13 protein-coding genes are annotated in these 12534 nt (G+C 68.1%); 5 read left to right on the top strand and 8 right to left on the bottom strand.

Annotated features, from left to right (window positions below; translation table 11 throughout):
- The first annotated feature begins 57 nt into the window (after positions 1–57).
- Positions 58–630, top strand: coding sequence for a tRNA (N6-threonylcarbamoyladenosine(37)-N6)-methyltransferase TrmO (gene tsaA, locus ABNK63_RS14720; protein ID WP_350016046.1), 573 nt, complete (start codon positions 58–60; stop codon positions 628–630).
- On the opposite strand, the gene ABNK63_RS14725 is transcribed toward tsaA, so the two are convergent.
- Together ABNK63_RS14725 and ABNK63_RS14730 are read right to left on the bottom strand one after the other, a co-directional pair.
- On the bottom strand, positions 625–870 hold the full coding sequence (locus ABNK63_RS14725; RefSeq protein WP_350016047.1) for a hypothetical protein: 246 nt from the start codon (positions 868–870) through the stop codon (positions 625–627). The genes tsaA and ABNK63_RS14725 overlap by 6 nt on opposite strands.
- A 225-nt stretch (positions 871–1095) precedes the next feature.
- Complete coding sequence (locus ABNK63_RS14730; protein WP_350016048.1) at positions 1096–2835, bottom strand: L,D-transpeptidase family protein; 1740 nt, start codon at positions 2833–2835, stop codon at positions 1096–1098.
- Positions 2836–2962: 127 nt separating this feature from the next.
- Between ABNK63_RS14730 and ABNK63_RS14735 the strand changes: the two genes are divergently transcribed.
- Positions 2963–3661, top strand: a complete 699-nt coding sequence (locus tag ABNK63_RS14735; protein ID WP_007808329.1) for a murein L,D-transpeptidase catalytic domain family protein — start codon at positions 2963–2965, stop codon at positions 3659–3661.
- Positions 3662–3730: 69 nt separating this feature from the next.
- Positions 3731–4570: an META and DUF4377 domain-containing protein gene (locus tag ABNK63_RS14740; protein ID WP_350016049.1), complete on the top strand. Its 840-nt coding sequence runs from the start codon at positions 3731–3733 to the stop codon at positions 4568–4570.
- A 23-nt stretch (positions 4571–4593) separates the two neighbouring features.
- Here the strand turns inward: ABNK63_RS14740 and ABNK63_RS14745 are convergent, their stop codons facing one another.
- The 3 genes from ABNK63_RS14745 to ABNK63_RS14755 all read right to left on the bottom strand — a co-directional run bounded on the left by ABNK63_RS14745 (position 4594) and on the right by ABNK63_RS14755 (position 7644).
- Entirely contained in the window at positions 4594–4968 is a 375-nt protein-coding gene (locus tag ABNK63_RS14745; protein WP_238530928.1) for a hypothetical protein, read from the bottom strand.
- Between the two features lie 143 nt (positions 4969–5111).
- Positions 5112–7310, bottom strand: a complete 2199-nt coding sequence (locus ABNK63_RS14750) for a M3 family metallopeptidase (RefSeq protein ID WP_350016050.1) — start codon at positions 7308–7310, stop codon at positions 5112–5114.
- 142 nt (positions 7311–7452) lie between these two features.
- Positions 7453–7644 carry a hypothetical protein gene (locus tag ABNK63_RS14755; protein WP_350016051.1) on the bottom strand — a complete coding sequence of 64 codons (192 nt, stop codon included), beginning with the start codon at positions 7642–7644 and terminating at the stop codon, positions 7453–7455.
- Between the two features lie 250 nt (positions 7645–7894).
- Here ABNK63_RS14755 and ABNK63_RS14760 point away from each other — a divergent pair, with 250 nt between their 5' ends.
- Positions 7895–8302, top strand: a complete 408-nt coding sequence (locus ABNK63_RS14760) for a DUF4087 domain-containing protein (protein ID WP_040673313.1) — start codon at positions 7895–7897, stop codon at positions 8300–8302.
- Between the two features lie 193 nt (positions 8303–8495).
- Here ABNK63_RS14760 and ABNK63_RS14765 read toward each other — a convergent pair whose 3' ends face one another.
- Both ABNK63_RS14765 and ABNK63_RS14770 read right to left on the bottom strand, forming a co-directional pair.
- Positions 8496–9419 (bottom strand): M14 family metallocarboxypeptidase, encoded by a 924-nt coding sequence (locus ABNK63_RS14765; RefSeq protein ID WP_007809285.1) that lies wholly within the window; start codon positions 9417–9419, stop codon positions 8496–8498.
- A gap of 57 nt (positions 9420–9476) precedes the next feature.
- Complete coding sequence (locus tag ABNK63_RS14770) at positions 9477–9992, bottom strand: DUF3016 domain-containing protein (RefSeq protein WP_350016052.1); 516 nt, start codon at positions 9990–9992, stop codon at positions 9477–9479.
- Positions 9993–10171: 179 nt separating this feature from the next.
- On the opposite strand from ABNK63_RS14770, the gene ABNK63_RS14775 reads away from it, so the two are divergent.
- Positions 10172–10612, top strand: coding sequence for a hypothetical protein (locus ABNK63_RS14775; RefSeq protein ID WP_007809283.1), 441 nt, complete (start codon positions 10172–10174; stop codon positions 10610–10612).
- Positions 10613–10649: 37 nt separating this feature from the next.
- Here ABNK63_RS14775 and ABNK63_RS14780 read toward each other — a convergent pair whose 3' ends face one another.
- Positions 10650–12413, bottom strand: coding sequence for a diguanylate cyclase (locus ABNK63_RS14780; protein ID WP_350016053.1), 1764 nt, complete (start codon positions 12411–12413; stop codon positions 10650–10652).
- Positions 12414–12534: the final 121 nt, after the last annotated feature.

Here is a 12534-nt window from a genome sequence, read left to right on the forward strand (position 1 = left end):
TCGGCGGGGAGGTTCACGGGACCATGGAGAGGCGGGGCGAAGGTGGATAATGCCGCAATGAGCACCGCCCACGATACCTCCAGCGCCCTGTCCTGCCTGCCCATCGCGTTCGTGCGCTCGCCGTATGCGCGACGCATCGACGCGCCGCACCAGTCCACCGTGGTGGCCGGCACCGAGACGCAGTCGGCCGCCGAGGCCACGATCGAATTCGTGGCGGATTTCCCCGTGGCGGCCTACCGGGACCTGGCCGGCTTCGAGCGGATCTGGCTGGTGTTCGCCTTCCATCGCAGCGAAGGCTGGAAGGCCGAGGTGCGTCCGCCGCGCGGCGGCGGCAAGCGCAGTGTGCTGGCCACGCGTTCGCCGCACCGGCCGAATGCGATCGGCCTGTCGGCGGTGGAACTGGTCGCGGTGGGCGATGGCGCGCTGCAGGTGCGCGGCGTCGACCTGCTCGACGGCACGCCGATCCTCGACATCAAGCCCTACGTGCCCTACGCCGACGCGTTCCCCGCCGCGCGCGCCGGCTGGATCGACGCGATCGACGCCAGCCAGGGCCGGCACTCCGCCCCGGGCCCGCGCAAGCCGCGCGCGAAGACGGCGCGCGGCGACAAGGACGCTCTCAGTGGATCATGAGCAGCTGCCGCAGCAGGTGCTGCCGCCGCTGACGTGGATCTGCCGCGGCTCGGACACGCGGCTGGCCTGGTAGCCCGCTGCCTGCAGCGCGCTGATGACCTGGCCGGACGTCAGTTGCGCCGACACATCGATCTGCCCCGCGGCGACATCGCCGGCGACTTTCGCGTTGGCGTCAAGGGCCCGCAGGATTGCGGCAATGGCGCCGGTGTCACCGGCAAGATCCTTCACTTCGAACAACATCGGTACAGTCTCCAGGACAGGCGGCGGGACATCCGCCATCAGCCATATTGCCGACCCTTCGGGCCAGCCGCCCTGATCCCGGTCAGGCCGATCCGAAACCGTGAGACAAGCCCTGGCTACCTTGCGCGGGCTGTCGCGAGTCCTTCGTCGCCGGCGCCCGACGCACCTGGCAGTGGTCGGTTCAAACCTTTGCCGCGCCCGGCTCCCGCCTGGCGCGGCTTTTTTTCAAGGCTGCGCCGGCGGGGCAGCGGCACCCACCGTCGACAGCCACGGTGATACGCGCGGGCGATCCAGCGCGGCGATCAGTGGCGGGTCACGTTGATAGATGTCGGGCCGGAAACTGATCCGCCCTGCTTCGCGCAGGTCCACCGTCCAGTAGGCGAGCAGCAGGGGCACCGGTTCGCGCAGCATCACCGTCTGCGTCTTCAGCGTGTCGATCGCGCGATCAATGCCCTGCGCGTTCCAGTGCTGCGGATCGTCCAGCAGCAACCCGGCCAGTTCGCGCGGACGCTCGACCCGGATGCAGCCTGAGCTGAACGGACGTTGTTCACGGGCGAACAACTCCTGATGCGGCGTGTCGTGCAGGTAGACCGCGTAGTCGTTCGGGAACCGGATCACCAGCCGACCCAGCGAATTGCCCGGACCGGCATCCTGGCGCAGCACGATGCCGTGCGGGTTGCTCCAGTTCACGCTGGCTGCCGATACCACGCGGCCCTGGCCATCCAGCGCGCGCAGGCGGTTGGCGGCAAGGTAGCCGGGGTTGTTGCGGATTTTCGGCAGGATGTCGCTCTTCAGGATGGTCGGCGGCACCGTCCAGGTCGGGTTGAGCGTGAGGTAGGTGATCTCCGACTTGAATACCGGGGTACGGCGATACGGCTTGCCCACTTGCACGCGCGAGCGCCAGACCGGCTTGCCGTCGCGGTAATAGACGACTTGGTAGCCGGCAATGTCGACCACCACGAATTTGCCCTGCAGCTGGTGCAGCAGCCAGCGCGCACGCTCCAGGTTCGCGCGCAGCTGCTCGATGCGCGCGGCGACCGGCACGTTCAGTGCGGCCAGCGTCGCCTTGCCGAGATGACCGTCCGCCACTAGGTACTGCTCGCGCTGAAACTGCTTCAACGCAGCCTCCAGCGCCGGATCGTACAGATCGCCCACGCCATCGCCCACGGGGTAGCCGCCCTGCTGCAGACGCCGACGCAATGCCGCCACCCGGGGATCGCGGCTGCCCGGCTTGAGCGTGGGGCCATCGGCGAGTGGCGCCCATCCGCCCTGCGCAGCGAGCGTGCGCAACCCCGCCAGCGCCGTGCGCAGCTGGCCGTACTGGGCGGGCCGGGGCCGCGCCCGCTCGAACAGGCTGCCGACCGTGCCGCGCGCCAGCGCGTCGCGTACCGCTTGCAGGCCGCGCGACTGGTCGAACTGGTGCGGATCGAAGTTCCAGTGGGTGTCCAGCGTGGCCGGATCGACCTTGCCGCGATACAGATGCAGCAGGGCCGTCAGGCAGGCATCGGTGGCGAGCAGGTCGAACTGCGCCCGTTGCCGTGGCGTGGCCAGCGGATCAAGCAGCACGCCACGCCGACGCTGCAATTCGTCCAGCGCATAGTCCTGCGGATCGAGGCCGTCTGCGGCCATCTCGCCCAGCGCGGTGAGCAGCTGGTCCACGTTGCCCGGACCGGTCCACGCCGGCGCGAACCGGTTCTGTTCGTAGAACGCCACCACGACATGGCCGGGCGAGGTCGCGGCATCGACTTCAGCGTGCGCGACGCGCCACTGTTCGACCTGTTCGCGAATCTGTTCGGCTACCGGGCCCAGCGGCTGTTCGACCGCCACGGCCTGCACGACCTGCGGCCCGGTGGTGGAGGCCGTGCCGGGCTGCTGTGCCCGCGCGGCGGCCCCCAGCAGCAGGCCCAGCACGGCGATGCTGCAAACGGCACGGGAATATCTGTCGGGCACGATGGGATTCTGCATGGGGGCCAGACACCGTCATAGCACGGCCCCCTGCCCCTGCAAACACGGCGTGCGCCGCAGCGGACGGCTTCTTAACGGGCGACTGCTAGGATCGGCGATCCGTATCCTTCCCACGCAAGCCGTTCCGATGCGCCGACTCCCGCGCCATATCGCCACCCTGACCTTGCTCGCGGGCTGCTCCGCCATGGCGCACGCCGCGGGGTCGTCGCTGCAGGCCGCGCTCAGCCGGCTGGCTCCGAATGCGAACCCCAGGGTGATCGGACTGGCGCTGGCCGCCACCGAGTGCGCCACGGCGCAAGGCCAGCCACCCTCCGACCGGCTGGCGGTGATCGACTATTCGAAACCGTCCACCGAACCGCGGCTGTGGGTGTTCGACCTGGCCACCCGCAAGCTGCTCTACCACGAGCTGGTGGCCCATGGCCGCAACACCGGCGACAACCTGGCCTCGAAATTCTCCAATACCCCGGAGAGCCTGCAATCCAGCCTGGGACTGTTCCGCACGCTGGGCACCTACGCCGGCCGCAACGGTTACTCGTTGCGCCTCGAAGGACTGGAGCCGGGCACCAACGACCACGCGCTGGAACGCGCCCTGGTGATCCACGGCGCGTCCTACGTGAACCCTGCAATCGCCCGGCTGCAGGGCCGCATCGGCCGCAGCTACGGTTGCCCCGCCGTACGCACCGCGATCGCCCGGCCGCTGATCGACACGCTGAAGAACGGCCAGTACGTGTTTTCCTACTACCCCGATGCGCGCTGGCTGAAAACATCGCCGTACCTGAAATGCAGCCGCGACCGCGCCATGACGGCGAGTATCGGCTCGCGCTGATTCATTCACGCCGGCTGCAGCATGATGTCGCCGGGCCATCCCCGGCCCGTGTAATCGTGGAGGCGCTCCATGAAAATCCCGCTCTGGTCATCGTGGCTGCCGTTGGCGTTGGCCGCCTGCAGCCCGTCCCATGCACCGGACCCGTCAGCCAGCCATGGCGTGGCGACACAGCCTTCATCCAACGCCGCGGCGCCCGTGGCCACGACGGCGCCGGCGCTGGGCGGCTATCACTGGCAGTTGCGCGATGCCGTCGACGGCAACAACCAGCGCCTGGACGGGCTGTTCGACGGTTCCGGCAAACCCCTGCAGCTCGACTTCACCGACGATCGCATCAGCGTCAGCCATGCCTGCAACGGCATCGGCGGCAGCTACAGGATCGTTGATGGCCACCTGCTCACCGGGCCGCTGATGCAGACCATGATGGCCTGCGCCGAGCCCGTCCTGATGCAGCGCGAGAAGACCATCAAGCACGTGCTGGGGGCGAAGCCTGCGCTGATCACATCCAGCGCCGATGGCCAGACCCTGCTCAGCCTGGCCGCCGCCGACGGAACCACGCTGACCTTCGCCGGCCAGCCCACCGCCGAAAAACGCTACGGCAGCCCCGGCACGATCGGGTTCCTCGAGGTCGCGGCCGAACCGGTCGCCTGCCAGCATCCGCTGCCACCGGCGAACAACTGCCTCCTGGTTCGCCAGCTGCATTACGACGACCGGGGTTTGCGCTCGGGCGAACCCGGCCCCTGGCAACCGCTGGCGCAGCCGATCGAAGGCTACGAACACCAGCCCGGGGTGCGCAACGTGTTGCGGGTCAAACGCTACACATTGCCTGACCCGCCGGCCGGTGCAGCGTCGAGTGCCTATGTGCTGGACATGGTGGTGGAAAGCGGAACGGCGCCCCCCGACCCGGAATGATCGCCGTCACGACCGCCTGCGCTTCACCGCCGGGCGCCGAGCAGGCCCACGTGGTAGCCAGCCGCGCGCAGCCTGGCGGTCGCCTTCGCGTTCAGCACCAGCAGCACGATCAGGCTCACCAGCGGCACGAACATCAGCACCAGCAGGATCACCCGGCTCGCCATCGAGAAACCCATGCCGGTGCACAGCTTGAACGTGCCCACCAGCGCGGCGCAGACCACCAGCACCAGCAGCAACGCGGCGAACAGGCCAAGCACGCCCTGCAGGGCAACGGCGGCGAAGTAGCCGAGGATCGCGTAGATGATCAGCTTCTGCGCGCTGGCCACCTGCTCGATGCCGGCCTCCGCCACGAACGGTTCGGCCACGGCGGCCTGCGGCGCCTGATACGGATTCTGCATGGTCATTCGGTTCCCCTGTGGATGTGTCGAAGTGGTGCCCGCCCGCTTGGGTCGCAGTATGCCCGAGCGCGCGCCACCGGAAAGGAAAAGGCCGCCCGGTGCGATCCGGACGGCCAATTCCTGACCAGCGGTGCGAGCGCGAATCAGTCCACCGACGCATCCAGCCCGCGACGCTTCAGCAGCGGCTCGATCCGCGGTTCGTGGCCGGCGAAATCACGGAACAGCTGCAATGCGTCCTTGCTGCCGCCGCGCGACAACAGGGTCGAGCGGAAACGGTCGCCGTTGGCGCGGGTCAGGCCGCCGTTGGCCTTGATCCACTCCACCGTGTTCGCGTCCAGCACCTCGGACCAGATGTAGGCGTAGTAGCCCGCCGCGTAGCCACCCATGATGTGGCTGAAGTACGGCGTGCGGTAGCGCGGCGGCACGGCCGCGTAGTCGGTGCCGTTGGCCTTCAGCGCGGCCGCCTCGAAGGCCATCACGCCGCCGGCCTCGGGGACCCTGTCCGCGCCGACCTGGTGCCAGCTCTGGTCGAGCATGGCCGAACCCAGGTACTCGGTGGTGGCGAAGCCCTGGTTGAACTTCGAGGCGGCCAGCACCTTGTCCAGCAGTTCTCTGGGCATCGGCGCGCCGGTCTGGTGGTGCTTCGCGTAGTTGGCCAGCACGCCGGGCCAGTCGGACCACATCTCGTTCACCTGCGAGGGGAATTCGACGAAGTCGCGCGGCACGCTGGTGCCGCTGAAGTACGGGTACTGCACGTTCGAGAACATGCCGTGCAGCGCATGGCCGAACTCGTGGAACATCGTGGTCACCTCGTCCCAGGTCAGCAGGGTCGGGCCGCTGGCCGGCTTGGTGATGTTGAGGTGGTTGGCCACCACCGGCAGGTTGCCGGTGAGGCCGGACTGCTGCACGTAGGAGTTCATCCACGCGCCGCCGCGCTTGGACGGGCGCGCATACATGTCGGCCAGGAAGATCGCCAGCTGCTTGCCGTCGGCGTCGAACACGTCGTAGACCAGCACGTCGGGCTGGTACACCGGCAGGTCGGTGCGCTGCCTGAAGCTGAGTCCGTAAAGCTGGCCGGCGGCGTAGAACACGCCGTTCTCCAGCACGTTCCTCATTTCCAGGTACGGCTTCAGCTGGCTCTCGTCGAAGTCGTATTTCTCGGCGCGCACCTTCTCGGTGTAGTACGCCCAGTCCCAGGCCGCGAGCTGGAAGCTCGGCTCGCCCCTGGCCTTCTGCTCCCTGTCGATCATCGCCTGCAGCGCTGCGCCCTCGCGCTTCGCATTGGCCACCGCTGGCGGCGCCAGCCTGGTCAGCATCGCGTTGACCGCCTCGGGCGTCTGCGCCGTCTCGTCGGCCAGCACGTAGGCGGCGTAGGTGGGATAGCCCAGCATCCGCGCCTTTTCCGCCCGCAGCTTCAGCACCTGCGACACGATCGCGGTGTTGTCATACGCATTGCCGCGGCTGCCACGGGCCACCGACGCCTCGAAGATGCGCTGCCGCAACGCGCGGTTCTGCAGCTGCGCCAGCGGCGGCTGGCCGGTGGTGTTGAGCAGGGCGATCACGTACTTGCCGTCCAGCCCCTTCGCCTTGGCGGCGGCCGCGGCGGCGCCGATCTGCTCGTCGGTGAGGCCGGCCAGCTCCTCCTTCGTGTCGACCGTCACCGCCGAATCGTTCACCTCGGCCAGCACGTTCTGGCTGAACTTCGTGCCCAGCCTGGCCAGCTCGCCGTTGATCTGCTTCAGTTGCGCCTTGTCGGCGTCGGACAGCCTGGCGCCCGCACGCACGAAGTCGGTGTGATAACGCTCGACCAGGCGCACGCCCTCGGCGTCCAGGCCCAGCTGGTGGCGGGTGTCGTACAGCGTCTGGATGCGCGCGAACAACGCCGGGTTCAGCGAGACCGCATCGCGATGCGCCGCCAGCTTCGGCGCGTAGTCGGCCTGGATCGCCTTGCGCGCATCATTGGTGTCGGCGCCGACCAGGCTGAAGAACACGGTCGAGGTGCGCTCCAGGATCTGCCCGGACTTTTCCAGCGCGACGATGGTGTTGTCGAACGTGGGCGCCGCGGCGTTGCCGGCGATCGCGTCGATCTCTTCCAGATGCTCGGCCATGCCGCGGTCGAACGCCGGGGCGAAGTCGGCATCCCTGATCTTGTCGAACTGCGGATAGTGCAGCGGCAGCGGGCTTTCGGCGAAGAACGGATTGCCGGCGTCAGCGGCCACCTTGTCGGCATGCGCCGGGGCGGTCGCGGTTTCGCTCTTGTCGCTGCCGTTGCCGGCGTCGCTGCAACCGGCCATGGAGCCTGACAGGGCAATGGCCAGGGCCAGCGCGATGGGATGCTTCATGGGGGGTGTCCCGTTGATGGTGGACACCCGATCCTAGTCGAAGGCCGCCGCCATCACCCATGACTAAAGTTATGGCCGCGGGGCAAGCCCCCGTGCCGGCAACGGCGTGGACCCTGATCGACGCAGTCGCCACGCCATCCGCTCAGGCCTCGGGACAAGTTGTCGCACTCCGCGCCGCACAGCCCGGCGGTGTGGCCGACTGGATCGCGGAATGCTGCGCGCCGGCCAGTGCCACCGCGCGGGGCGAGGCGGTCAGCATCGCGCCCATCACCAGGGTGCACAGGGCAAAGCAGGCGACGAACAGGCTGGCGAGGATCATCGATTCGAATTTCATGGGATGGCTCCGGTCATGAGGCGAGAGTGCCTGGTGATGTATCCAGAGCAATCGCCATGCCAAGCCGAGATATCGCGCAAGCCGTTGTTTTCATGAAGCCATCAGGATCGGCCGCCGATCAGCAGCATTGTCCGCGGACATCGTCCACCCCGATTCCGGACAGCCACGCCTCGCGAAATGACTGGCCCATCGCAGATCGCCTGCCCCCGCCCACGCTATCCTGCCGCCACACTTGGCCCCGGGAGTCGGCATGCACAGGTCATCGACAGGACCGCTCCGCGTGATGCTGGCCGCCGCGCTGTTCGGATGGATGCTGACGCCGGCACTGGCCACGGAGCACGCGGCAGGCCAGCGGCGTTGCGGCTGGTTCGAAAACCCCACCCCGGGCAACGCCACGCTGACCGACCGCGATGGCGAATGGGAAATCGCCAGCCAGGGCGGCCACCAGGCCGACGGCGACTGGCCCCGGTTCAGTGATGCGCAATGGGTCGAAACCAACGGTCACCATGGCTACGGCTGCGCGTGCATGACCGTGATCGACGATGACCAGGCGCACACCGTGTCGTCGATCAGCAAGGCCACGGCCAGGCCACTGGCCGTGTGCCGGAGCGACCGGCACCTGCACGAACCCGTACACGAGCTGGGTGACGAGAACTGAGAGGTTGTGAGTTTTTCAACCTCTCAGGTCGGCCAGGCACGGCCGACCGCGGATCGGTCACGCCAGTGACTGATCCGCGTGAGCGCGTCCGGGCATGTACCGGACGTGCGATAGAAGAAAACCACAGGACCGTGGTTTTCTTCACAGGCTCTGAGGCGCGACCAGGCGCCGATCACCGGCCGGCGCGGCGCTTTCAGCCCGGGTGCGCCAGGGCGAAATCGATCGCGGCGCAAACCGCCGCCGCCTGCGCGGCGTTGCATTGTTCCGGCGTAGCCCGGGGACTGTCCGGATAGACCTCGGTGGTGGTCTTGTAGGTCGCCCCGGTAATGCCCGCGCACAGCCCCAGCTCGCGCAGCGCGTACTGGATGACGCCTTCGGCGACCACCGGCGAACCGATGATCTCGCCGTGTTCGTCGGCCGGCGCGATATGCGTGACCTTCGCCACCGCCTCGATGATCGAACGCTGGAACGCCGGCTGCGGATGCGCCGTATCGTCGACCAGGTAGAAGCCGTCGGGGATTTCGCCCGGCTCGTGCGGCAAGCCGTCGCGCGCGGCCAGCGCGGGGCGGAACTCGGACTCGTCGCTGTCGGTGGTTTCGTGCAGGTCGATGTGCATCAGCACGCGATCGCGCAACGGCGCCACCATGCGCATCAGCGCCGCCGATTCGGGCGCCGGGCTGTTCTCGCGGAACGAGCGGTTCGGGTCCAGCGCGTCGGGATTCCAGCGGTGGATGCGCTCGTACGCCCACGGGCTCACGCAGGGCGCCACCACCAGGTTGGCCCGCCCGGCGTACTGCGCCGCGTGGCGGTCGAGGAAAAGCAGGGCGCCGTGCACGCCGCTGGTTTCGTAGCCATGCACGCCGCCGGTCACCAGCATGATGGGCAGCGCATCGTTCCAGTCGCGATTGCGCAGGACGAACAGCGGATAGCTGGCCGGCGGGTACTCCAGGCGGCCGTATTCCGCCACGTCGAAACGCGGGCGCAGCCTGTCGATCACGCTGACGACTTCGGCCTGATAGCCCCGCCTCACCGCCTGGCTCTCACGCCACTGCGCGACCTCGGCGTCGCCCCAGCGCACGCCCGGGGTGCCGATCGGATGGGAGGTCGGATGGTTCATCGCGCTGCTTGCTCCGCTGGCTGTCGAGATCCCCGGCACTTTATCACCAGCCCGGAATCAGAGCCCCGCCGCGCCCTTGCGCAGCCAGCGGTCGATCAGCGCCTTCTCGTAGCGCAAGCTGTCCTGGTCGACGACGCTCGCGCGGGCCATGAAGGCTAGGTCACGCAGGCTGCGGCTGCCGCTGCGCAGCGGCTTGCCGTCGGCGCCGTACAGGGTGAAATCAAGATCGATGCGCGGCGGGTAGATGTCCTTGACGATGCGCACGTTGTTGAAGTTCGGTCCCCGCCAGGGCTCGTACTCTCCGGCAAGATCGACGTCGGTCACCTCGACGTCGAGCCGCTGGCCGGGCGCCAGGATGCGGGCCGCACGCTGCGCGATGTAAGCCTTGAGCGGCTTCAGGTACGCGTCGGCATTGTTCGCGTTCACTCCGAAACTGCGCTTCGCCTCGGTGAAGTGCCCAGGGTCGCGGTAATGCACGCTGACATCGTCCGGTGGTTGCGCCGCCTGGGCGGCCATCGCGGAGAAGGCAAGCAGGGCAAGGCACGACAGGCGCGACAACGGGAAGGAAGCCATGGCGATTCTCCGGATTCGGCCGCCCGCGTGGCCGGCAGTCGCCTCGCAGTATAGATCCGGGCCATCGGCCGGAAGACCACCGCCGGCGGCGCTGTTCCTTCGGCATGGAGTCCCCGCGATCCGGGCGGCTAGACTGCACGGGCGTGCCGACTCAACGGAACGCATCCACAGGGGAATCCATGAACACGATAGCAAGGACTGCGGGCACACTGTGCCTGACGGCGGCGCTGGCTGCCTGCACCACCATGACGACCATCAGCTCGAACCACGAGCAGACGCGACTTTCGCTGAAGCACACCGTGCCGGAGGTGCCCTCGACGCTGAAGCTCAAGGACACCAGCTTCGGCAACTATGAATTCAAGGCCGTCGCGCCGGGCAGCGATCCGTTCTACGGCATCCTGCCGCTGCGCTTCCATGGTGGCCGCCTGGCCATGGACATCCTGTTCTTCGCGCCGGCGACGATGTTCAACCTGCGCGGTGCGTTCCCGTTCTACGACATCGATATCGACAAGGGCGTCATCCGCTACAAGATGAATGCCGCCGATCCATGGACCGAGTACACGCCCACCGCCGCCGAGCGTGAGCGCGCCCGTCAGTTCTACAACGCCACGGCGGGCTAGTTCGCGTTGCGTGGCGGATGCGCTTGCCGAACAGCGATCAGTTCCGCCCCGCCTTTCCCCGCGTCTCGCGCTTGCGGTACAGCTGGTGGTCGGCTTCGGCCATGCCCTGCTCCAGCGTGGTTTCCTGGCCGAAGAGGGACCAGCCGAGGGTAAACGCGATCGGCGCATCGGCGCGATCCTGCTCGATGCGCGACACCACGCTTTCGACCACGCCGTCGGCAGCGTCTTCCAGCAGCACCATGAATTCGTCGCCACCCAGCCTGATCACCGCATCGCCGGGCCGGACGTGGCGTGACAGGAAGTGCGCCATGGCCACCAGCACCTCGTCGCCGCGCTGGTGGCCATAGGTGTCGTTGACCTGCTTGAAGTGATCCAGATCGATGACCACGCAACCCCAGCGGCCGTGCGCGCTTCGCCGGGCGACATCATCGAGGAAACGGCGGTTGTAGCAGCCGGTCAGCGGGTCGCGCACCGACATCTCGTGCAGGTTCAACGCCTGCTGGTGCTTTTCGGTGATGTCCTGCGCGTGGCCCAGCACGTAGGGGTCCTCGTCCTCGTCGTCCAGCATGTTCTGGTATTGCCAGACGCGCAGCGTGCCGTCCTTCGCCACCAGTTCCAGCACGCCTTCGTCGCGATCGCTGCGGAACATCCGCAACAGGTAGGCACGAAATGCCGCGTGGCGCTCCGGCCGCATGAAGTCGGTCAGCGGGCGCCCCAGCAGTTCGCCGACCGAGTAGCCCAGCGAACGCGCCGCGGCAGGATTCACCGACAGCAGCACGCCCTCGTAATCGTGGGTGCAGATCAGCCCCAGGCTGTACTCGAACAGCTTGCGGAAACGGCGGTCGCTGGCTTCCAGCGCGGTGACCACGCGCCGGCGGATGCTCACGTCCTGGATGGCGCCGACCAGGCGCACCGGCCGGCCATCGTCGTCGAACACGATGCTGCCGATCGTGCGTACCCAGATCTTGCGGCCGGTCGCGGTCACCAGCGGCGATTCCAGGTCCCAGCCCGTGCGATCGGCGGTGCCCTTGGCCATCGCCGCGGAAATCGCCTCGCGCGCCTTCGGCGGGTAGAACGCCAGCGCCTCCTGCAAGGTGGGTCGGTAACCGGCCGGCACTTCATGGATGCGGCAGGTCTCGTCGGTCCACTGCACTTCGTCGGTGTCCAGATCGACCTGCCATCCACCCACCCCGGCAAGGCGGCCGGTGCGGTCGAGGAAGGCCTCGCTGGCGCGCAGTTTCTGGCTCAGCCGGGCAGCCTCGTCGCTGCCCGGCGGGGCCGACGCGGTCACGGCGGGATGGTGCTCCAGCACCATCATGCGCAGCTCCAGCGCCTCGCTCGCGACCAGCGCCAACGACAGCAGGGCCTGGCGCTGCGTTTCGTCGAGCGAGCGGGGTTCGCGATCGAATACGCACAACGCGCCCACGCGCAGGCCATCGCCGAACTGCACCGGCGCGCCGGCATGGAAGCGCACGTGGGGGCTGCCGGTGACCAGCGGATCGTCGACAAAGCGCGGATCGGCCTGCGCATCGGCCACTTCCATCAACCCCTCGGCCAGAATCGTGTGCGCGCTGAAGCTGCTGGGGCGCGGCGTCCCGTTCGGCCCGTCGAGCCCGACCCGGGACTTGAACCACTGACGCTCCCCGTCGACCAGGGCAAGCACCGCCATCGGCGCGCCGGTGACCAGGGCCGCGCTGCGGGTCAGTGCGTCAAACAGCGGTTCGGCCCCGGTATCCAGCACGGACAGTGCGTGCAGGCGGGCCAGTCGTTGCGCTTCATCGGCAGAAACCGGAGCGGGCATGCCATCTCTCTCAAAAGGCCTGGCCCGAGTATCGACCGGACCACAGCAAGGTTCCGTGATTCGCTCGCCTTTGCAGCGGGGAATCGTACCCGGCCGGCCGTTGTCGCCGCCTACACACGCA

Source organism: Rhodanobacter sp. IGA1.0, from assembly GCF_040208325.1.
Lineage (GTDB): Bacteria > Pseudomonadota > Gammaproteobacteria > Xanthomonadales > Rhodanobacteraceae > Rhodanobacter > Rhodanobacter spathiphylli.

Coding starts and splice junctions, on each gene's coding strand:
- tsaA (WP_350016046.1), top strand. CDS start 58: ATGAGCACCGCCCACGATACCTCCAGCGCCCTGTCCTGCCTGCCCATC.
- ABNK63_RS14725 (WP_350016047.1), bottom strand. CDS start 870: ATGTTGTTCGAAGTGAAGGATCTTGCCGGTGACACCGGCGCCATTGCC.
- ABNK63_RS14730 (WP_350016048.1), bottom strand. CDS start 2,835: ATGCAGAATCCCATCGTGCCCGACAGATATTCCCGTGCCGTTTGCAGC.
- ABNK63_RS14735 (WP_007808329.1), top strand. CDS start 2,963: ATGCGCCGACTCCCGCGCCATATCGCCACCCTGACCTTGCTCGCGGGC.
- ABNK63_RS14740 (WP_350016049.1), top strand. CDS start 3,731: ATGAAAATCCCGCTCTGGTCATCGTGGCTGCCGTTGGCGTTGGCCGCC.
- ABNK63_RS14745 (WP_238530928.1), bottom strand. CDS start 4,968: ATGCAGAATCCGTATCAGGCGCCGCAGGCCGCCGTGGCCGAACCGTTC.
- ABNK63_RS14750 (WP_350016050.1), bottom strand. CDS start 7,310: ATGAAGCATCCCATCGCGCTGGCCCTGGCCATTGCCCTGTCAGGCTCC.
- ABNK63_RS14755 (WP_350016051.1), bottom strand. CDS start 7,644: ATGAAATTCGAATCGATGATCCTCGCCAGCCTGTTCGTCGCCTGCTTT.
- ABNK63_RS14760 (WP_040673313.1), top strand. CDS start 7,895: ATGCACAGGTCATCGACAGGACCGCTCCGCGTGATGCTGGCCGCCGCG.
- ABNK63_RS14765 (WP_007809285.1), bottom strand. CDS start 9,419: ATGAACCATCCGACCTCCCATCCGATCGGCACCCCGGGCGTGCGCTGG.
- ABNK63_RS14770 (WP_350016052.1), bottom strand. CDS start 9,992: ATGGCTTCCTTCCCGTTGTCGCGCCTGTCGTGCCTTGCCCTGCTTGCC.
- ABNK63_RS14775 (WP_007809283.1), top strand. CDS start 10,172: ATGAACACGATAGCAAGGACTGCGGGCACACTGTGCCTGACGGCGGCG.
- ABNK63_RS14780 (WP_350016053.1), bottom strand. CDS start 12,413: ATGCCCGCTCCGGTTTCTGCCGATGAAGCGCAACGACTGGCCCGCCTG.